Annotated in this window: 13 protein-coding genes and 1 pseudogene; 1 reads left to right on the forward strand and 13 read right to left on the reverse strand. The window is 37.4% G+C overall.

The window, feature by feature from the left end; all coding sequences use genetic code 11:
* The first annotated feature begins 83 nt into the window (after positions 1-83).
* Positions 84-1115 carry a TlpA disulfide reductase family protein gene (locus HCG69_RS11245; protein WP_221650126.1) on the forward strand — a complete coding sequence of 344 codons (1032 nt, stop codon included), beginning with the start codon at positions 84-86 and terminating at the stop codon, positions 1113-1115.
* A gap of 37 nt (positions 1116-1152) precedes the next feature.
* Here the strand turns inward: HCG69_RS11245 and HCG69_RS11250 are convergent.
* The 13 genes and pseudogenes from HCG69_RS11250 to HCG69_RS11310 form a co-directional block, all read right to left on the reverse strand.
* A pseudogene (locus tag HCG69_RS11250) lies at positions 1153-1986 on the reverse strand (DUF4886 domain-containing protein).
* 237 nt (positions 1987-2223) lie between these two features.
* Positions 2224-4659 (reverse strand): GH36-type glycosyl hydrolase domain-containing protein, encoded by a 2436-nt coding sequence (locus HCG69_RS11255; protein WP_221650127.1) that lies wholly within the window; start codon positions 4657-4659, stop codon positions 2224-2226.
* A gap of 24 nt (positions 4660-4683) precedes the next feature.
* Positions 4684-6540 carry a sodium:solute symporter family protein gene (locus HCG69_RS11260; RefSeq protein ID WP_221650128.1) on the reverse strand — a complete coding sequence of 619 codons (1857 nt, stop codon included), beginning with the start codon at positions 6538-6540 and terminating at the stop codon, positions 4684-4686.
* Between the two features lie 54 nt (positions 6541-6594).
* Entirely contained in the window at positions 6595-6744 is a 150-nt protein-coding gene (locus HCG69_RS11265; protein WP_221650129.1) for a hypothetical protein, read from the reverse strand.
* 29 nt (positions 6745-6773) lie between these two features.
* The gene (locus HCG69_RS11270; protein WP_255585831.1) at positions 6774-8123 is read right to left on the reverse strand and encodes a sialate O-acetylesterase; all 1350 of its coding nucleotides are present in this window, start codon (positions 8121-8123) and stop codon (positions 6774-6776) included.
* 116 nt (positions 8124-8239) lie between these two features.
* Positions 8240-10057, reverse strand: coding sequence for a heparinase II/III family protein (locus tag HCG69_RS11275; RefSeq protein WP_221650131.1), 1818 nt, complete (start codon positions 10055-10057; stop codon positions 8240-8242).
* A gap of 13 nt (positions 10058-10070) precedes the next feature.
* Positions 10071-13523, reverse strand: coding sequence for a cellulase family glycosylhydrolase (locus HCG69_RS11280; RefSeq protein WP_122201407.1), 3453 nt, complete (start codon positions 13521-13523; stop codon positions 10071-10073).
* Between the two features lie 127 nt (positions 13524-13650).
* Entirely contained in the window at positions 13651-14640 is a 990-nt protein-coding gene (locus HCG69_RS11285) for a DUF4466 family protein (RefSeq protein ID WP_223381581.1), read from the reverse strand.
* A 1-nt stretch (position 14641) separates the two neighbouring features.
* Complete coding sequence (locus tag HCG69_RS11290; RefSeq protein WP_007482860.1) at positions 14642-15034, reverse strand: hypothetical protein; 393 nt, start codon at positions 15032-15034, stop codon at positions 14642-14644.
* A 50-nt stretch (positions 15035-15084) separates the two neighbouring features.
* The gene (locus HCG69_RS11295) at positions 15085-16956 is read right to left on the reverse strand and encodes a RagB/SusD family nutrient uptake outer membrane protein (RefSeq protein ID WP_221650132.1); all 1872 of its coding nucleotides are present in this window, start codon (positions 16954-16956) and stop codon (positions 15085-15087) included.
* A gap of 10 nt (positions 16957-16966) precedes the next feature.
* Positions 16967-20125, reverse strand: coding sequence for a TonB-dependent receptor (locus HCG69_RS11300; protein ID WP_221650133.1), 3159 nt, complete (start codon positions 20123-20125; stop codon positions 16967-16969).
* Positions 20126-20141: 16 nt separating this feature from the next.
* Positions 20142-21140: a sugar-binding protein gene (locus HCG69_RS11305; RefSeq protein WP_195350177.1), complete on the reverse strand. Its 999-nt coding sequence runs from the start codon at positions 21138-21140 to the stop codon at positions 20142-20144.
* A gap of 30 nt (positions 21141-21170) precedes the next feature.
* A complete protein-coding gene (locus HCG69_RS11310; RefSeq protein ID WP_007482869.1) occupies positions 21171-22181 on the reverse strand; it encodes a glycoside hydrolase family 5 protein in 1011 nt (336 codons plus the stop codon).
* Position 22182: the final 1 nt, after the last annotated feature.

The raw sequence follows: 22182 nt of genomic DNA on the forward strand, positions 1-22182 counted from the left end.
AAAAAGGAGTTGCTCACCATTTATGGTGAGCAATTCTTTTTTTTTATCCATAAAACCCGTACTTTCGCAGAAAAGATGTAAAAATGAAGAAAATAAATATCCTGCTCATCCTGATAATCTGCCTGACAGGCTGCAAGAAAAGTGCAGATACAACAAGCATAACCGGAGAAATTAAAGGACTGGGAGACGATACAATCTATTTATACGGCATCGACGGACTCTACCAGCATATAGATACTATATATGTGAAGGGAGACAAGTTCTCTCATTCATTAAAAGTAGACACCATCACCACAGCCATGCTACTCTTGAAAGGAGAAACAGAGTATCCGATTTTTCTTGATAAAAAAGAGAAAATCAAGGTACAAGGTAATGCAAACAACCTGGACCACCTGAATATTGAGGGAAATATTTATAATGAAGAGTTCTCTGCCTTCCAGGCAACGCTGCAAGACCCGGCCATACCCTCCGAAAAAATGCTCGAAGCAAAAGCAGAAGAATTTATCCGCCAGCACAACAATTCTTTCGTCAGCATTTATCTGCTGGACAAGTATTTTGTACAAAAGGAAACTCCTGACTTTAAAAAGATAAAAGAGCTGATTGATGTGATGGCAGGAGTACTTCAAGATAAACCTTCCATTGGGCAGTTGACCGAAAATATCACTCAAATAGAAAAGGCGAATGAAGGTAAGACAGCTCCTTTCTTCAGCCTTCCCAATCAAAAAGGAGAAAAAGTAACACGCTTAGATAAGTTCAAGGACAAATATATGCTCATCAATTTCTGGGCATCCTGGTGCGAAGAGTGTGATTCTACAAATGTGGAACTGCGCAAGATAAACAACAAGTATAAAAAGAACAAAGAATTTGGTATATTAGGTATTTCGCTCGATATAAATAAAGAAGACTGGAAAAATAAGATAAAGCAGGATACACTAACCTGGGAACAGGTATGTACCTTTGCTGGATGGAATCTGGAGGCTGCCAAACAATATGCCATATTGAAATTACCAACCAATATACTCGTATCTCCGGGCGGCAGGATACTTGCAAGAGATATCCCAACTGACAGCCTAAGCCATGAAATAGAGAAGGTACTAAAGAAGGAAAAGAAATAACGTTTTCCAAGGGATAGTGCCATATTATGGAAAGTCCCTATTCATCCATCCTAAAAGAAACATAGGGATAAAGGACAGCTGTATGCGCTGCCTTTTTTGCTAACAAAGCCTCTTGTTCTGTCAATGCAAAAGGTTTATAAGAGTTCGTTTCGGGATTCTGTCCGGTTATTATCTCAAGCCAAGTGCATGCCGCAGTATAACGTCCTAACCCAAACTCAAATGATAACCATCACGACAAAGAGTATCTCCGACAGAAGTGTTACGCAAATTCTGAAATAGCAGTTCCTGAAGGTACCACAAACGCTATCTCATTAGCATGGCGTTGAGCTATTATGGAAACAGCCGTTACAATAGCTTGGTACATGTCTATTTGACTGTTACCATATACAGAGAATCCTGAATGAATCGAGTTCTGAGCGTAAGCCCAAGTTTGATGTAACCCTATTTTTACAGTAGAATTAGTAACATATCTCTTCACATATTCCAACAAATTAGATAACCAAGGTTCATAAGACTCCAGTAATCCTGAATCATAACTGGCTTGCTGGAATGTAATATAATTCCAGTTTTCATCTGTAATACACTCATGTATTTTCTTATGAACATTTGTTTTCTTTCCATTCACAATTTTTCTATACTCGAAAACTTCTTCTGCAATAGCCATTTTCCAATGTGACTGTAGACTTTGTCCAGGACGATAAACATTTCCAATAATCAATGTATCCCCACCACCAACAGCCAATTCATACAGATTCTGCTCAACAGCATCCTCAGAAAAGTTATTCCCAATAGCCAAGACCTTTATTATTCTACCTTGTACAGATAGAAAGGGCAACAGAGAAACCCAAAATAGCAGTTTCAAGATTCTCATCAGATTCACTTTTTTTAATTCAACATCAAATTAGTAACATCAACAACTTATAAAAAAGGGGAACACTACACCTATACATATAGCAATAAAAATCCCCTTCTTTTTACATCGCTAACATAGATTCTAGCAGACACAATACTATTAACAATAACTACGACTGCCTCCCTTTCCTCCCGAATTCATCCCCTCTTCTCCAAACATCCATTTTCTTTCTCATGCTTATTCGTTTTATAAATACTACATTATTACCTCAACTTTATAAGTATTACCGGCTAACATCGCTGGAATGAAAGAACCTTCAAGTTTTTCACCGTCCACAATAATTTGCTTAACTCCTTTCATTTTTCCTTCCGGATTATTTATTACGATATCATAAATAGCTCCCCTAAATCTGCGCTTCACCCTAAATTTACGCCATGAAGAAGGTATGCACGGATCAATCAACAGACCGTCATACTCTGGCCGGAGACCTAAAATATATTGCGTTATGGCAAAATAATTCCAAGAAGCTGTTCCTGTTAACCATGAGTTTTTCGCCTCACCAGGTTTATAAGCATCTTTTCCAGCTATCATTTGAGAGTAAACATAAGGTTCCATTTTATGAAGTTCACTGATACCCTCAAGATAAGCTGGACATATTTTTTTATAATATTCCCAAGCGTTATCTCCGCGTCCACGAATGGTTTCACCTATCATAATCCATGGATTGTTATGGCAAAATATTCCAGCATTTTCCTTGTATCCTTCAGGATAAGTCGATATCTCCCCATACTCTTTATAGTACTTTGAAAAAGCCGGGTTGTTCAATACTATACCATACTGGCAATCCAATCTTTCTTTCACCGCATCCAAAGCCTTTTCCACCATTCCCTCTTCTAATCCGATCTGAGCCATTGTACACCAACCATTCGATTCTATAAAGATTTTCCCTTCTTCATTCTCCTCCGAACCGATTTTCCGCCCCCAATAATCATAGGCCCGTAAGAACCAATTGCCATCCCATCCATATTTCATCACCGCCTCAACCATCTCATCCACATGCTTGTATGCCTTTTCTGCCTCAATATTCTTATTTAATATCTTACACAGTCTTGCATATTCTCGTCCATACATTACAAACAATCCAGCTATCATTAAACTCTCAGCTTTTGTACCCTCCGATTTATTTTCCGTAGTTTGAAAACTCTCATCCGGATTACTTGAGAAACAATTTAAATTTAAACAATCATTCCAGTCTGCCCGCCCTATTAAAGGCAAACCATGAGGCCCTAAATTATTCACAATATGCTCAAAAGAAACTTGAAGATGGAAGAAGAGTGAAGCTTCCGATCCTTTCTGATTATCAAAAGGAACCTGTTCATGTAAGATGGAAAAATCGCCCGTTTCCTTTAAGTAATGTACAGTGCCAAAAATCAGCCACATAGAATCATCATTAAACCCTTGTCCTATCTCATTATTTCCTTTTTTCGTCAGAGGTTGATACTGGTGATAACAACCACCATCAGAAAATTGTGTTGATGCAATATCAATAATACGCTGACGAGCTCGTTCTGGGATCTGATGAACAAAGCCAATTAAGTCTTGGTTAGAATCTCTAAACCCCATGCCACGCCCTATACCACTCTCAAAGTACGAGGCAGAACGAGAAAAGCAGAAAGTTATCATGCACTGGTACTGATTCCAGATATTCACCATTCGGTTGAGTTTCGGATCCGGTGATTCCAGTACATATGCACTCAGTAAATAGTCCCAATACTCTTTTAATTCATTAAGAGCCCGGTCTACAGAATCAACAGTATTAAATCTATCAATTATTTCATATGCACACTTTTTATTTAGTTTTTGTTCCTCATCCCACTTCTCACTTTCACCATTCTCAACGTAACCTAAAACAAAGATCAAATCTTTTAACTCTCCCGGATTCAATTCAATTTCAATATAATGAGACGCTATTGGCGACCAACCATGTGCTATGCTGTTACTTGCCCTTCCTTGAGTTACCGCCTGAGGCTGATCAAAACCATTGTACATTCCTAAAAATGATTCACGATCCGTTTCAAAACCATTTATGGGTACATTCACCGAATAATAAGAATAATGATTCCGTCGTTCCCTATACTCTGTTTTATGAAATAGAATTGAGTTTTCTACCTCCACCTCACCTAAGGAAAGATTACGCTGGAAATTTTCCATATCACTTTGAGCATTCCACAGACACCATTCAACAAACGAAAATACTTTAAATCGTTTTATTTGATTTGTTGTATTCTTCAACGTAACCTTCTGAACTTCTGCCCATGTATGCAATGGTACCATATACAAGACCTCTACCTCGAGACCATTTTTAGCCCCAGTAATAACCGTATAGTTCAATCCATGCCTGCAAATATATTTATCCAGCTCTGTTTTACAAGGTTTCCAGCCCGGACTCCATATATTTTCCCCATCATTGATATAAAAATATTTCCCTCCGTCGTCTATTGGTACATTATTATAACGATATCGTGTAATACGCCTATATCTTGCATCCTTACAAAACGTATATCCGCCTCCTGTATTAGAAATCAAGCTAAAGAAATCTTCTGTTCCTAAATAGTTAATCCACGGCCATGGAGTTCGTGGGGTTGTAATCACATATTCACGCTTATCGTCATCAAAAAATCCAAATTTCATAATCTATAATATTATTTATTAAATTCAATTTTCCAGTTTATTAAACCAATTCCTTTTTAATATTACTGAAGTAATTATAACAATAATAACTGCTACAATAAAATAAATGAATTGCTGTAAAACGAGATAAATCGACGACGCCACCAGAGCTGTCTGCCAGATAATCCCAACTCCAACATTAATAAGATCTCTACAGCAATCAGAATTTTCCTTAAAATCAGGAGTTTCAGCTTTAACAAGTACATCAATAGGCTTCCAAATCCCCCATGGACGAGTTGTTTTATAAAACTCTTTCAAAACCTCTAAATCGGTAGGAGGTACTGAATAAGTTCCCCATACACATCCAACAATGGAGCAAATAAAAATAATCGGAAAATAGTATAAAGGTAACACTCCATCAAAGTAAGGAACTACCGGAAGAATCAATGCCGGAATCATGCCTGCAGCCATACCTAAGGCAAAACCACGTCCATTAAATCTCCACCAATGCCATTTTAAGATATTCGCCGCAATATAGCTACCATACAATGCACTAGTAATCCATTGCAACACACTATTCACATCTTGTGCTAATACTCCAAAACAAATACTGACAACGACAACAATTAAACCCACAACAATATTTGCACGATTGGCTTGTACGGGTGTCGCATCTTTCTTAAAATACTTTATATAAATATCATTAACAATATATGCCTGAACTGCATTTAGAGTTCCTGCAAAAGTAGACATAAATGCAGCCAGTAATCCAGCAAGAATCAACCCAGTTATTCCAGCTGGAATCCAAGGGTGATTAATTACTGCCGGAAGAACTAACTCAAAATCAATCACACCGGCAGGAGTAGTAATTTGCCCCTGTATTTGATTAAACAAAATAAGCCCTAATATGGCAAAGCCTGTAATCATTATATAACGAACCGGCATCAATACCAATGTGACCGAGCCACTCATCAAAGCTGCTTCACGAGGAGAACGAGTTGACAGTATTTTTTGCATATCATAAGTAGGAGCCGGGCCAGCAACGCTAGCTAATACACCTTTCAAAAGAACTAATCCAAAGAAAAGGCTGAAAAGCTGGTAACCATCACTACCTATTTTATTGTTAAACTCAACAAACTTACCTGTCCAAGTCATATTTAACTCTTGCCCAAACCACGGAGAAAACCAACTATTTGGTAACCACGAAGAAAACTCAATGATATCTAAATGTAATATCGCAATAATAGCTACAGCCACGGAAGCTAAACCCATAATGATGTATTGTGCCACATCTGCCCAAACAATACTCATCATTCCACCCATCAAAGCATAGAATACTGCAAACAGAGTAAAAATAACACCCCAGACATGAGGAATATATGCATCAGGAAGAAAAGACAAAAAAGGGAAGACGCTTTTTAATGGCATAAATATCTCCACAAATTTACCCATACCAATAAAACCGTAAGCCAACATGCCCAGTCCAACCAAAATAGCAAACACAACAATAATCCAATGAGAGGTCACAGCACCATTATCCGTTCCGAAACGAAAGCGAATCCACTCTGCTCCTGTCGTACAATTGGAACGACGTAACCAAGCCGATAAATAAACCATCAGAAATATTTGGTTAAAAACAGGCCAAAGCCAAGGTATATAGATACTCTTAAGTCCATATACAATAGTTATACCAACCAGCCATACAGTACCAGAAATATCAAACATACCAGAGGCATTAGATAATCCCAACAAATACCATGGGATATGTTTACCTCCCAACAAATATGATTCCAGATTCTGAGATGCGCGACGCTTCAAATGAAATCCTATAAAGACCAATACTCCCAAGTAAACGGCAACAATAGTAAAATCAATACAAGAAAGAAAAGAATGATAATCCATCAAATTTATTTTTACTTTCAATATTTATAATAGTTGTACAAAACCCTCTATCATTTATTTCAAAGCATTGTCCAGTCTCAACACCCAGGCATTTAAACACGGAAGCTCATTTATATTCAGCGACGGTAATTCAAGACGTACAGACGAATCATTACACTGACAACTAATTTCCTTATTATCAGAACCTAACAATACATTTTTCATACTATCAAAATTTAAAACAGCACCATACTTTATTTCCAATGATCTGTCCTAAACGGTGAGGCTGGTAAATCAGCTCCGTTATACAAATTACATTCTGGATTAGCAGCCCAAGCATACCTCACTGCAAGTGGATAAGGAACATTAGGAGAACTAACCACTACTTCTTCTCCATCTATTTCAGCCTCTGCCCAATAAAACTTGTGATCCGGACCAGCTATTGAGAAACCTTTTATCGAATCCCCTCCTTTAATCTTTAGCCCGCCATCAACGTGATCAAACTTAATCCTCACCTGATTATTTTCAATGATATATGAATTATACAGAGGCCCGGAATAAACAATATCCTCTCCATAAGTCTTAGCCCTTGCTATTAATGCCAACCTGTCACCAACCTCTTTCTTTCTTTTGGGATGTACGTTCTTGGCTTCTCCCAATTCTATAGTTACTGCCATCCCAGTATTAGCCATACACAACGTTTCAAATTGAGCTTCTCTTAATTCAGCCCATTGTGCACCAGTCGGCTCCTCATTTCTTTCTCCAAAATTAGGTAACTGTACAAAATAAAAGGGCAGCGTTTGTTTCCATTGTTTACGCCAATCAGTAATCAAGAGCGGAAATATATCTTTATACTGCTCTGCACGGGCACAATTATATTCACCTTGATACCAAATGATTCCCTTTAAAGTATAAGGAATGATAGGATGAATCATTGCATTAAAAAGTACAGAATGGATATTAGGACCATCTCTATCAACGGAATATTCTTTGAGAGTATCCTTTTCACAACTATCTAAATCAGTTATCCGGGTTATTGCTTCTTTACTAATCCACGATTCTGCAATAGTCCCTCCCCACGAGGCCGTAATTACTCCAATAGGAACATTTAAATGGCGATGAAGATTCTTAGCGAAAAAATACGCAACGGCAGAAAAGTTTGCTGCAAACTCCGGCAAACAAACCTGCCAAGTCCCCTTACGTACCTTCTTCAAATCACTGAGTGGTGACAAACTAGCAGCACGTTCAACATGCAAAACACGTATTTCGGGACATTGAGCCAAACGAATTTCTGCTTCATAATTATTTATTTTCCCCCAACTTCCGATTGGCATCTCCATATTGGATTGTCCGGCACAAAGCCAAACTTCACCAATTAATACATTATCCAAACGAATGCTCGTTTCATCTGAGACAATAATATAATATGGACCACCTGCCTGAGGAGTAGATATTCTTGTCCGCCACTCACCTTTATCTGATGAATTAACCAAATACTCTTTATTGTTCCAAGAAGTTTTAATTGTTACAGTACACCTCGGAGTAGCCGTTCCCCAAAAAGCTACTTCAGTTTGTCGTTGTAATACCATATTGTCCGTAAACATAGCGGGTAATACAATTTTTGCATGCAGGCGCCAAGAATAGCCAGCGGATAGAAAACATATTAACAAGAAAAAAAATCGTATTTTCATATTATTCTATGATATTTTTTAAACCTATACTAATTAACCAATTGTTCCGGGCATAGAACTGTTTCAAAAACCGCTTCCTCTCCAGCCGGAATAATAGCTTCAAATCCTATCAAAACAACATTAGGGTTCGGAGCGTCATAACTATTACCGGATTGTGCAGACCATTTTTTTATTTGAACCTGATTCCGACTTTTAATTTTCACATTCATCCTTTTCCCATCTTGCTCCAGTATAAAGCCATCCTTCTGTATCTCTCTTACCTGAGTTCTTGTCAACATAGTCCAACGTAAAAGAGCTTGCTTTGTAGCATCTGTTTTCACACTATCTCTCACCACTACATAAGTACCGTTCACCATCGCAATTTCTCTTTGACAAAAGAGCAGTTCATCCTTAAAAATAGTAGTCAAGTCAATCGTTGCAGACTTCAAACTCTCACTATCGATAAATGATTTCCAACACGCATACCCTTTTACATCATGTAATTTATTATTAATCGTAAGGGTATTATGAGCATAATTATTATAACGAAAAACCTTCCAACGCTCTGAATGTTGGTCATTACTCCAGATTTGCATTTTTTTCGATTCCAAAGATTCATAGTCTTGCATTCCCAAATCCATAGCCCATCGTATCCCCATAGCATCCATCACAAAGGATCCGGCATCCATATGTGAATGATTACTACTGGAAGTTCCTCCTTTAATGCCCACATACAAAGCATTTTTATCAGTCCAAGAAGTACGCATCAATGCAACTGGTGTAATGCCCCCTCCTATCCACATCATTTTTTCAGGAGGAACAATTTTGTCTATTTCTATATTTCTACCCCATAAAAATATTAGCGGAAACAGTCTATTTGCCAAATAGCCAGAACATTTATCTTTTTGCATGAAGCTTTTTTCTGTCCATAATAAAGAAAGATCCCCAGTTTTCTTTGCAAACCAAAACATAACAGGTGCTAACCCATGCTCATCACCACAATCTGCATAATTAAAACTATACCCGGTTGGACCAACCATCTGCTCATAATAATAAGGGGTATTCATAAAACCTGACGACAAAGCTGGCAACAAATCCCAATCACCAACTTTCTCCAGGGTTCCCAATAAAAGAACATTAAAAGTTGTTCCATACCTCCAATATGAATACCCTTCAGGATATGCCCCGTCAGGTGCATATTCAGCCATAGGGAGCTTTACAGATTCTACTGCCTGCCGAATAAGAGATCTACACATTTCCGGATTTTGTTCATAAACCGCCAAAGCAGCAATTGCTATACCTGCATTACATACTTGATTCCAATTATGATTTGCTTTCAAATACCAATTATATCTCTCATCCTGTGCAGGTAAGAGCCCTTTCGTCATGATAGCTTCACTAATGATTCTGCGTGAATCAGCCGATAACTTAGTATACAACCAATCAAAACCAATGGCAACTCCTAAGACCATTTCAGCCACATCCAGAAAATGAGATGGATTCCAATCAGAAAAACGACAAACAGTAAGTAATTCTTCCTCTGCACGTTGAAAATATATTTCATCTCCAGTAATACGATACGCATAAGACAAAAATAATATTCTTCGAAGAGCTTCTCGAGAAGTAGCTAATAACCGCATACCCACCTTTTTCCTTTCCAACAATGGCCGATTAAGCAGATTATTACATTCTTTGAGGAAATTTCGATGTAAACCAGTCCAAAGAGTATCCATAGATAAAGCTTCTTTAATTTCTATTTCCTCTCCACCAGACATTAATATACGGGGATGTGAAGGTAATACTTGTGCATACATATTTAATTCCCCCTGAAAAAGTAAAAAGAATATCAAAAGAAAAATAGTTCTCATATGTTCTCTGTTTTTAATAATTTCGATACCGCAAAAGAGCCTCTATGAAATAATAATCACCATAACTCAAAGGAGCATCCAATTCTGAATTCTGAGGAATATTTCCTACTCCATGTTTTAATATAAAAAAACCATTTGTTCCTACTTCAGCCATATACTCATCCGAAGCAAGCATACGAAGTTGCTGTTCCGCTACTGTGTAGTACCTTTCACAACGATGACCCTCCGAATATTTACTCAATTCCAACAAAGCGGAAGCGATAATAGCAGCAGACGAAGAATCTCTATAATCATCAGGTATACCAGGAGAATCAAAATCCCAATATGGAATTTTATCTTTCGGCAGATGTGGGTGATTCAGTATAAAATCTGCGATATGCCATGCTAAATTCAAATAATCTTCATTTCCTGTCTCACGATACATCATCGTATACCCATAAAGTGCCCATGCTTGTCCACGTGCCCAAGAACTATCGTCACCATATCCCTGATCAGTCCCTCGCTGCAACACTTTACCACTTTTCAAATCATAAGCAACCACATGAAAGGAGCTATAATCCTCTCGAAAATGATGCAATTTCGTCGTATTCGCATGAGAAATGGCTATATTCTTAAAAGTATCGTCTCCCGTTCTCTTATAAGCCCACATTAACATCTCCAGATTCATCATATTATCTATAATTACAGGATAAGAATAATCACGCCATTTATTCCAGGAACGGATACACTTCACAACCGGATTATACCTTGCAGATAAAGCGTGTGCACCGTTAATAAGAACTCCCTCTGATTCAGATGTCGGATTCAATCTAAATCCATTCCCATAACTACAATACAGCATAAACCCCAAATCATGAGTACTCGTGTTGAACTGTTCCTTTTCAATACGTTTAGTATATAAATTAGCATAATCAAACAGTTCTTCACTACCCTTATTATTTTCATACAAATACCACAATACACCAGGGAAAAAGCCACTACACCACCAATCAGAAGAAGAGGTCACTAGTTCTCCATTAGAGTTCAAAGAGCGCGGTAATTTACCTTCTTTATCTTTCAGATGTCTGGCCATCAATAAAGCCTGTTTTTCGGCTTTAGCAAGTGCTCCATCTACCCAATGCCGATAACTGGTAGTAAGATATTTTTCTACTATCTTCATTTGCGGAGCATCTTTCCCACCTTTTGGTGTAAGGCTAAGAGGATATTTACCCCACCATGGACCTGCTGCCCAATAGGTAGCATTCACACCTTCGCTCTGTAGATAATTTAAAAAGTTATCCATAGTGACCAACCAACGCTCATCGTCATCCGGAACACCATATTCACCAACAAACCCTTTTAACTGATTATTTTTAAGCCAATTAACAAATGGCCGAACCCTTTCTATCCCTCGTGTAGGAGATCCTTTCTCCGTATCATATGATCCATTATAACTTCCCGAAGCATCCGCATCAAAATAAACATGCGCCTCATAAATCAAATTATTCACAGGATCCTTTAAATATTTCAATGTATCACTCTTCTCTACCCATCTCTCCGCAGAACTCCAATCGTCCCCCCCAATAATTATTGGTCGTTCTTGATCACTTTTTCTTATTGCCTCAATACCTTTCTGTGCCATTTGAAACCAGGAAACCGAACTCCCTAAATCATGAGGCTCATTCATTAATCCGTAGCCATAGATATTGGAGAATGAACTCATTTCCATGGCAAAACGCCGCCAAAAATCTGCAAAGTGATCTAAGGTTACCCCATTAGTACCAATAATACATTTCACTCCTTGGTGATAACGTCGTGCATAATTATGTAAATCAAGAATCACGCTTATACTTCTTTTCTCTGCCTCACCTACAAAATCTTTAATCCGTTTCAGCTCTACAGAATTAAGTTCACCATTCAACTCATGCTGTATCCTTTCCCACTTAAAAGGAAAACGAATCAGTTTCAATCCTTTATCTTTAAAATAATCCAATTCTTCTACTTTCGGATAAGTATAATGCTTATCATATTTACCTGGTAAATTTGCTTCATCAAATTCTGCACATGCCAAATTCACACCAAATGGTTGATACGAATTCTGATTATATACTGCAATTGGTTTTTCATAATCAGTTTTCATCCGATAGGGCATTTCGTATACCTGACTCCCATTTTTGTCTGTAAAATAAAGTTTTGACACAGACATACTATCAGCATTCCCGTCTGCCCAAAATGCATAAAAATCATTATGAGCATATAAAGGACGACGAACATACGAATGGTTTCGTGGGCTATTCTTAGTAACATTTGCTACTTTAGTCCAGTGTTGGCCTTCATCCCAACTTTTCCACAAAGCAATTTCTCCTCCGGTACCAAATTTTTGCGGTCCATCCTCTGTCGGTCCAATCACTGTCCAGACATCATTATCTACATAAATAGACCCCATATCATAATTATGAGAAGAAGAGCATAACACATGTGAGTACCACTGTCCGTTTTTTCTGTGAAGTACAACCCATTCTCGGGGATCTCCTTTGGGGCCCGGTTGATAATGTTTACTTATAACTGCCAGAATAATAGGATTACCATCTTTATCAAAATTCAAATCATTCAAGTACACTAATTTATTCTCTTTTTGATAATCATATACCAAAGCTGCACTTTGCGGAGAAGTCAATGGAGTAGTTAATGTCACACCATCCACTGTTTGCCAGGTTTGTCCCATATCTTCTGTCTGAACCAAATAAACATTAGTCCGAGAATCTGCTCCTCCGTCAGGATGATAATTAAAAACAGTAACAACTTTGTTCTTCCATACATTACTAAGCTGATAATGTCCTCCCATACCAGCTAATTTCTTATCCGGAGTCCAGTTTATTCCATCAGGACTCGTCGACCAATAAAGTTCTCTACCAAACGTACGTTCAGCAGTATACTTCGTAAAAAGATGAATAAATCCCTTACCTTCTATATACCAAGGCTGAGGATAAGTTATTACCGATTGATACTTTTTCTCAAAATGATCAATACAATATGGCATTGTACTTTTGTATACTTGTCCCAGACGACTAACATTCCTCCCACTTACAAATACCCAAATAAATCCATCGCTATCTATAGTAAGAGAAGCATTATCATGAGGATCATCCACTCCCATCTTATCACACACAACAACTGGGCGGGCCAATGTTCCACTTTTATGATCATAACAAGATATCATAATCAGTAAATGCTTATCTTTTTCACTGGTGGTCCCTCCATAAACAAAAAAGGTTTTATCAACTTTTGAGGCATAGATAGCCACAGGAGTATGATTAGCTGTATAAGTAGCCAATCCACCAGAATATTTGTCTCCATACTCCGACTTTTGGCCAATTGTATACCAAATCCCCTTATATCCATCGATCCGGAGATTCTGAGCTTTAGAATATAAAGTAATACCCAATAGAATAAACAGAGAGAATAAACGAACACTTTTCAATGCCATATTATTTATATTAAATTACAAACCTATTAAAAATGAGAATAGAAAAAGGGGTTACATGAGACAACTAAGGTTCCATAACAAGTATACTTCACCTTAGTGTCTCACATATAAATTTTGAAAAAAACGATTATTTCACTCGCAATCGTTTAACGCTAATTGTCATTGTTTTTTTTGCATTATCCACTTTATTGACATAAATAAAAGCACGATATATTCCATCAGCAGTTTCAACCCATGTTCCTGCATCTTTCTTTATGTTAACAATAAAATTGGAAGCATTACTAAAATTCATCTGATAGAAATCCAAATCATCAATAAATGTTCCATATTGATCACGAGCAAGTTGTTGGTCAATAGCTCCAAAAGTTCTTTGTAATGATGTCATCCGATTCACTCCTTCCGGCAAAACAATCTCTGGTAAATAATCCGAGCCGACTCCTGGTGAAACTAATGCATGCAAAAAATCAATCCCGGAAATCCTACGATATAGATATACCAAATCAATCTTGTCCGCTTTAGTTGGCATATTCTCATTGGTATACACTGCCATATCCGAGATAGAAAGATAACTATCCGTAGGAATTATCATATCAAGTTTTATATCCATATTAGATATAAAATATGTCCCCATGTCGTATGAGACACTTCTACCATTACTGTCTGTCGCATAAAAACTAAAAGAGATATTCTTACCACGAGCTTCTTCAGGAATCACATAATAGTAACGTAACGTTGCTGCACATGTATCTTTCGTAAATGTAACTTCCGTCATCATTCCTTCTGTTACTGACGGGCTACCGATCTCAACTCCTTTATCATCTCCTCCCTGATCCGTATAAAACGATCTGTGTTCCAGATAAGTACCGTCTGCTCCGGCAATAGAAGCCTTGACCTTTGCAGAAATCAGCTTTCCTTGGGAAGGAGGAAGTGCCATAGCATAAGCAAATTCTATTTTCGCCCCCACCAGATTAGGTCCCAATGAACGCTTTATACAATCATTTTGTAAAGTTGTTCCAGCCGCAGGTACCTCGTATTCATTCTCACAAGATGTAAAAACGAAACATAAACCAACGATAACCATTAAAAAATAATATTCAATAGACTTCATCGTATTCATTTTATTTCTGTTGTACACTAACATAAACTGTATATATTTTCCGAACTTTTCTATTACCCGAAATAACCGTATATTGCTTAGGATTTGTCAAATCCGAAAAGTCAACTTTCCCTTCTATCTTAGGTTCCAATTTAGCATCTGTTACCAAAGAAAACTGAGGATAAAGATTCTTCAGATCAGTACCATACAGTACTTCCACATGAATGGTTTGCTTCATCGTATCAATAACGGCTGCTCCATGTCTCACAGTCTGATAATCAACGCCCAAAAGTTCGAAACTACTTACATAACATTCTGAACGTTCGGTAATTAACAATCCATCTTCATCAATCGGAAAATTTGTACATCCGATCCAGGTTAATACTATAAAAAAAATAACTATATATTTTTTCATTACTTTCATTATTAATTTGAATTCAACATTCTTTATAGGCCTTCTGGCTATTATAGCCAAGGAGTATTTTGAGTTAAGTTCGGATTACGATCACGTTCTTTAGGTGGAATCTGAAAAATATAAGCTTGTTGATACAATCTCTCATTCAAATTCTTATACCAGCTATATACTTTATCACTGTGTGTATCACCCATCCAAACCTCTTCAGATCCCGGTTCCCCCCACACTCTTTCAATAGCTCTCCATCTACGCAAGTCAAAAGCGCGATGTCCTTCAGCTATCAGTTCTATAATACGTTCCTGTTCGATAGCGTCAAAGAAAGCTTTTTTATCAGAAATCTTACTGGAGGCCAAAGGAGGTAAATTTCCCCTATGCCGGATTTTATTAACCAAAGCAATAGCACCCTCCTGTGGTCCGTACAATTCATTTGTTGCTTCTGCATACATTAGATAAACATCAGCCAGACGAATTACCGGCCAGTTATAGTCACCTTCACCACGATCTGCACCTTCGTAGTTACGAACAAATTTACGGAAAACATATCCAGAGTTTGTACCATCGGTATTATACGATGTATACTGTTTTCCATCAATTGTAACTTTAGCATTCCATGATTTATATATGAATGGTACCCAATCTGTTTTCTTTAAAGATGCTAATCCTTGGATCATTTCATAATCCCACAACATTGATGCTTTCATACGATAATCACGATTCAAATAACTTTCCGGATTCACTGCTGAATTTTTAGTGGTTCTTGCATTTGGCGCATTCGGGTTCATTGGAATCAACGGATCTGTGAAATCACCTGTTATAGTAGATTGATAACGATCTGCTAAACGAAATGTAGGTGTTACCCAACACTGAGAATTCTGAATGTTACGCCCTGCGAAATCACGCATCAATGATTCCCCTTGTCCAGTTCCTGGTCCTCCATGAGTGAATGCAAAAATAATTTCACCATCAGTATTGACGTTACCTGTAGTAGGAAGAAACAAATAGAAGTAGTTAGGTAGTACATTTGCATCACCCAGTTCTCCCCATTCACCAGGTTCACCATTCCTAAACAAATTTAATCCATAGTCATTAATTACTGCATGGAAATCATCAGCAGCAGCCTTATACGCCTTTCTCGCCTCCTCTTCGCTTGGAGTAAAAGTATCAAGTTCCGGCCATCCGAAATGATTCCAACAAGCCCAATAAAGTTCGAGTTTACCTTTAAACGCTAAAGCTGCAGGCTTAGATGCCCGCCCTATCTGCTCTGATTTTATTGGAAGTTTCTCAAAAGCATAGTTAAAATCTTCAATAATATAATCTTTGATTTTTGCAATGGAAGTACGTACTATTTTATCCATCTCCGTTTGATTGTACACCACATGATCTATATACGGCACATCACCCCACATAGAAATCAGTCGAAAATAAATCATTCCTCTTAACAACCTGGCTTCACCGATAACGGTTTCAAGCTTCTTCTTCGATTCTTCCGTTTTTGCATTTGGGATCATTTTCAGTGTATTCTCTATCACATAATTGACCCGATGTATGCCACCATAACAGAACTTATAATACGTATCGAACTTTGCTCCAAAACGGTAAGACGGATCAGGAAAATAACATCCTCCTTTATAAGCAGCCCCCTGTGTTATATTGGTAGTGGTATTACTCAGACTACCGCTACCATCTCTGACACGGACATACTCACCTTGCCCATCAAAATAATAATCTCTACTAAAAAGACCACGTACATCAGCATACGCCCCCATTAAGCCATTCGTTGCATCCTCTTCTGTTTGCCAAAATTCCGTATTACCTAATTCAGTTGTAGGAATTTGGTCCAAAAGACTATTTACACACCCCATTAAAAGTATTGATGCTCCACCCAGTAATATACCCAATATATAATTTCTTCTATTTTTCATGATATTAAATTTAAATACCTACATTAATACCAAAAGTGAACGATTTCACCAGAGGATAACCATCATTTATATTACCTTCTTTTTCAGGATCTAATCCACGAAATTTAGTAATTGTAGCCAGATTATCTGCAGATACATACATTCTGATAGAACTAAGTCCTATTTTTTTTAACCGGTTTTGAGGAATAGTATATCCTAATTGCAGATTTTTCAGACGCAAATAAGCCAGATTATCCAACCAAAAGGTAGATTCTTTTCGATTATTTGCTCCCCCTAAACGAGTCCATTCCCCTCCTCTGTTCTCCAACGACCAAGGTTTAGTCCAATGATCCCAAGTAGTAGCTTGCCGCGCTTCTTGCAAATCGGGATTATTATTGGCAGTTAACCAAAATGTTTTACGGCCAGCAGCTCCCTGGAACATTATAGAAAGATCAAATCCCTTCCACTCAAAATTACCACTTAATGCAAAGTTTGTAGTGGGACGATCACGTTGAATGCGTGGAAAAGCCTTCATATCATTATCATCAATCTTCCCATCACCATTCAAGTCTTTATATAATAAATCTCCCGGTTGAGCACCTTGTGGAGTAGCATTATACACATCATTCCAACTTTGTGCAATACCAATAGCTTCATAGGCATATACATAGTTATATGGCATGTTGATAAATACATAATCATTGCTGTTTTTCTGATTACGCCCTAAATACTCATTCCACTTTTCCAGTACTGTAGCATTATAAGAAGCATTAGCATTCACAGTATAATTAAACTCATTAACCCTTCCACGCCAGACAATGTTGGCCTCTACTCCTTTATTTCGCAGCTCACCAATATTTTTACGAGGAGCAGAATATGCACCTGTCAGATGAACAGACATATCTGAAGGCCGAATCATACCACTAGTTAGCCGGTCATAGTAATCAAGTTCAACCGATAAACGATTATTAAAAAACTTCATATCCAACCCGATATTGGTAACTGATGTTTCTTCCCAACTCAAATCACGATTTACCATTTTCTTATTGACATACCCTTTCAATATCTTGCCATCAATCATATAATTATTGGTAGTCAAAGTCTCCTGTTGTTCGTAGCGTCCCACACCACTATTATTTCCTAACACACCATAAGATACACGCAACTTAGCATGATTTAGCCATCCTTTCACATATTTATTAATGAATGGCTCTTCTGAAAAAATCCATCCCACTGAAGCTGATGGGAAATATCCATATTTAGAACCGTCAAGAAATTTAGATGAACCGTCACAACGCAAGTTGAATTCAAATAAATAGCGTTGATACGCCGCATAATTGATACGCCCGATATAAGAAACCAATCCTTCAGCACTTGAATTCCCTCCCGTGTACTGTTTCTCTGTAAGAGCTGCATCAATTTCATGAAGAGATGAATGCAAACGATCATTGCGTCCTGACATCTGATAACGAGTATGCCAATACTCTTCACTAAAAGCAAACATAGCATTCAGCGTATGATGTTTACAAAAGGTAATATCATAATTTAACCGTGCACTAAACTGAGTTTTATAGCTATTATTGGTATAATTATAAATCGGAGCATTATCTTCTACGAAATAGCGAGCACCAAAATCATTCGTTTGAAAGTTATAAGCACGATTAGGAGTATCTGCCTGATACCTAAAATCATTACCATAATTCAAAGAATAGTCCAAACGTGCAGTCAATCCTTTTACCGGACTCCAATCCCAATAGACATTACCATTCAATTCCTGTCTCTCTTTCTGTGTAAGCTGCGTATTATAAGCACTATAAGGATTAAAAATCTGAGGGTCTTCACCATAAGCCATCACTCCTCCGTAATATCCTGTAATAGGATCATAAGGTGTTACTCCCGCAATAGCATATCTCATTTCATTGGCATCGATAGTACCATCAAAATTACTGGTTAATGCATACTGCAGATCCGACCAATTACCTGCAATTTTTACTCCTACATGCATATTCGAACGAATTTTAGCATCATAATTCACACGCAAATTATAACGAGTATAATCATTATTAATAAGAAGACCTTTCTCGTCAATAACTCCGAGAGAAATATAAAAGTTAGAAACTTTATTTCCCCCTGACGCAGAAAGATTATATTTCTGAACTTGTGAATTTCTTAAAATAACATCATACCAATCAGTATTCGGATAACGAACTGGATCGATCATTCCTAATGCCATCCACTGATCGATAGTACCATCCTTGAACCTTATATTACCAGGTAAAGTAGAAACAGCAGCATCACGTTGCAACAAAGTCAGTGACCGTGGATAATCTGCCATAAACTCCCATGCATGGGTAGGAGTACCTATAGTATAAGAAGCCGAAGCATTTATTTTGGGGGCTGATTCATGCCCGGATTTAGTAGTAATCAAAATAACACCATTGGCCGCACGCGAACCATAAATAGCAGAGGATGAAGCATCTTTCAGCACAGAAACACTTTCAATATCATCTATATTAATACGATCGATATCAACATCAGGCATACCGTCAACGACAACTAACGGATCAGCATTATTCACCGTTCCCATTCCTCGAACAAGCATTTTAACATCATTACGACCAGCCATACCAGAATTCTGCGTTATTGATAATCCTGGCACTTTCCCTTGCAAAGCCAATGATGTACTTGTTAATGAACGACTTGCCAATTGTTCATCCACTTTTACAGCTGACACAGCGCCTGTTAGATTTACCTTCTTTTGCGTACCATATCCTACAACAACTACTTCATCTATACCAATGAAGGCATCTTCCAATGTCACATTTATCAGATCTTTTCCTTTAATATGCACCTCCTGAGTATTCATGCCAATATAGCTTATAATCAATACTGCATTTGAAGCAACATTACTTAATGTATAATATCCATCTAAGTTAGTTGTAGTACCTGCCGTTGTGCCCTTTACTAATATTGAAGCACCAATAATCGGTTCACCGTTTACATCCCTTACATTACCTGTAATTGTCCCGCCTTTATCCTTCTCCTCACTTACATTTTTTTGCGCATACACATATGTACTATTCAATTGAATTAACCCACCCAATAATATCAACAATGTAATTTTACAATAAAAAAATGTTTTACGAGAAGCACTATAACAAACTTTCTGTATTAAACTACTTTCTCTCATAAACTTTAGTATTAGATTATTTAACGATCTTAACCACTTTCAGCAAATGGTCACCATAATATAATTTAAGAAGGTACAAACCAGATTGTAAATCAGTCACATCTATTTCCGAAATATTTGTTTCAGCAGTTTTCACTTCTGAACCAGAGGCAGCGATAAATACAACTCTACTACAATCACCTTTAACAGCAACTGTTTCCGCTCGTTTATCATAGTGAACATAAACAGAGGATGTATCTGTTTGAGATAACCCGGAAGGAGTAGCTGTACTAAAAGTTATTACACCGCAGGCATCCATATTATTATAAGGTTCAGTAGGTCCGATATTCTTCCAAACAGCTCTTTTACGTCCTTTGCCATCATTGTCATTATCAACAATTATTATATCGAAGCCCATACCTTGAGGTAAAGAAGTAAGTTTATCTACATCCAACTCTTCGCCTTTATCATTAACAAATGCATAAATAGGGATCTGGCACTCTACAACATATCCTTTTCCGTCGGGCTTCATATCATAACAAACTGTAGCCATATCACTCATAGTCCCATATAATACTCCCTCTGTTACAAATGGTTCTCCATAACCTTCTTCTGTCAATGCAGGTGCTATTTGGTAATGTCCAGGTGCCATTACACCATCAATGTAAGCAGGCCCTTGCCCATCTTTCAGATTATCGTTAATATCAAAATAAATTTCTACTTTATCATATTTCCATTGATTTTTTACATCGTTGGCCAACCAAGCCGGATAATGAACATCATCAGTGACATCAACCAAGACATAAATATATTCATCGGTGTAAAACATCTTAAAGAAAGAGGTTACCGTAGGCTCCTCATAATTAAAAACGTTAGTTATATCAACCGGTGTAATATCCTTCCAAATATTATCATCCGCCTTTCCATTCGGATCAATATCTGTTCCTTTATAAATCACGACATCTGAAGCCACTTGCGCCGTAAGATTAGTGGTAGCAACCCATACGGCCAACAACACGAATAAAAACTTTTTCATAATAATAAATTTTAATGTAAGTAAAAACAACTATTTCATTTGTAACTTTCTTTTAAAGAATTCTCCTTGTCGTGTGAGATTGAAGTCAAAATCGTCCAAAAGCGCAGGTGCCCAAGAAGGATCAAAACACCACACTGTGTATGAAATTCCCTTTTTATCAAGATAATTAATAATAGCTTCACCATATTTTTCATCACCTATACATGGAATGTGTTCACCACGTTGTCCTTTCACCACATATCCCATTTCGGTAGCCACCACCGGATAATGGTCAGCGACATGCCCCCAGTTTCTTTCCCATTTATCCTCCCAAGGTGCATCTACCTTTTGAGGATAAGGATGTGTCACATAAGCAACATTATTACGATCTACCGGTTTTTGCACGACTTCATCAAGTAAATAAGCCCAATTCATTCCAGCCACCAAATATACTTTCTGATCATCAATCATATTGATACTATCTATCAACTGTTCCATCAGGGGCTGCCACGCATCCCAACTCAATGGTTTTCCTTGATCACATGGTTCATTAAACAACTCATAAAAAGCCACAGTAGAATTACCCTTATAATGTTCAGCTATAATTTTCCAAAAGTTTATAGTTTCTGCCCAATTGGTAGCATAATTAAAATGAGGATAAACATTTTCCGGCAGATTACCGATAGCATGCCAATCAATAATAACATACATATTGGTTTGCCTGGCCCATTCCACTCCCTGATCCAGTATTTTTAGATAATCTTCTACTCCGCGATAGCGCCATGTGTAAGGATGTATTGGTAAACGTATCACATTACATCCCCAACGCCGCGCTTCTTCAAAATAACGTAAATTCCATTGATTCTCTTTTTTCAACTTATCCGGATCTGAGAAACTCACGCCACACAATCTAACAATCTTTCCTGAATCATTAATAAAAACATTCTTTTTTACTTTTAAGGCAGATGGTTCTTTAAAGGATTGCTTAACTGTTTCCTTACAAGAAACCATTCCTGCCATAAAAAAAAATAAAACAATACCTATTATATGAGAAACTTTCATC

The organism is Bacteroides sp. K03 (assembly GCF_019734355.1).
In the GTDB taxonomy this organism is placed as follows: Bacteria; Bacteroidota; Bacteroidia; order Bacteroidales; family Bacteroidaceae; genus Bacteroides; species Bacteroides nordii.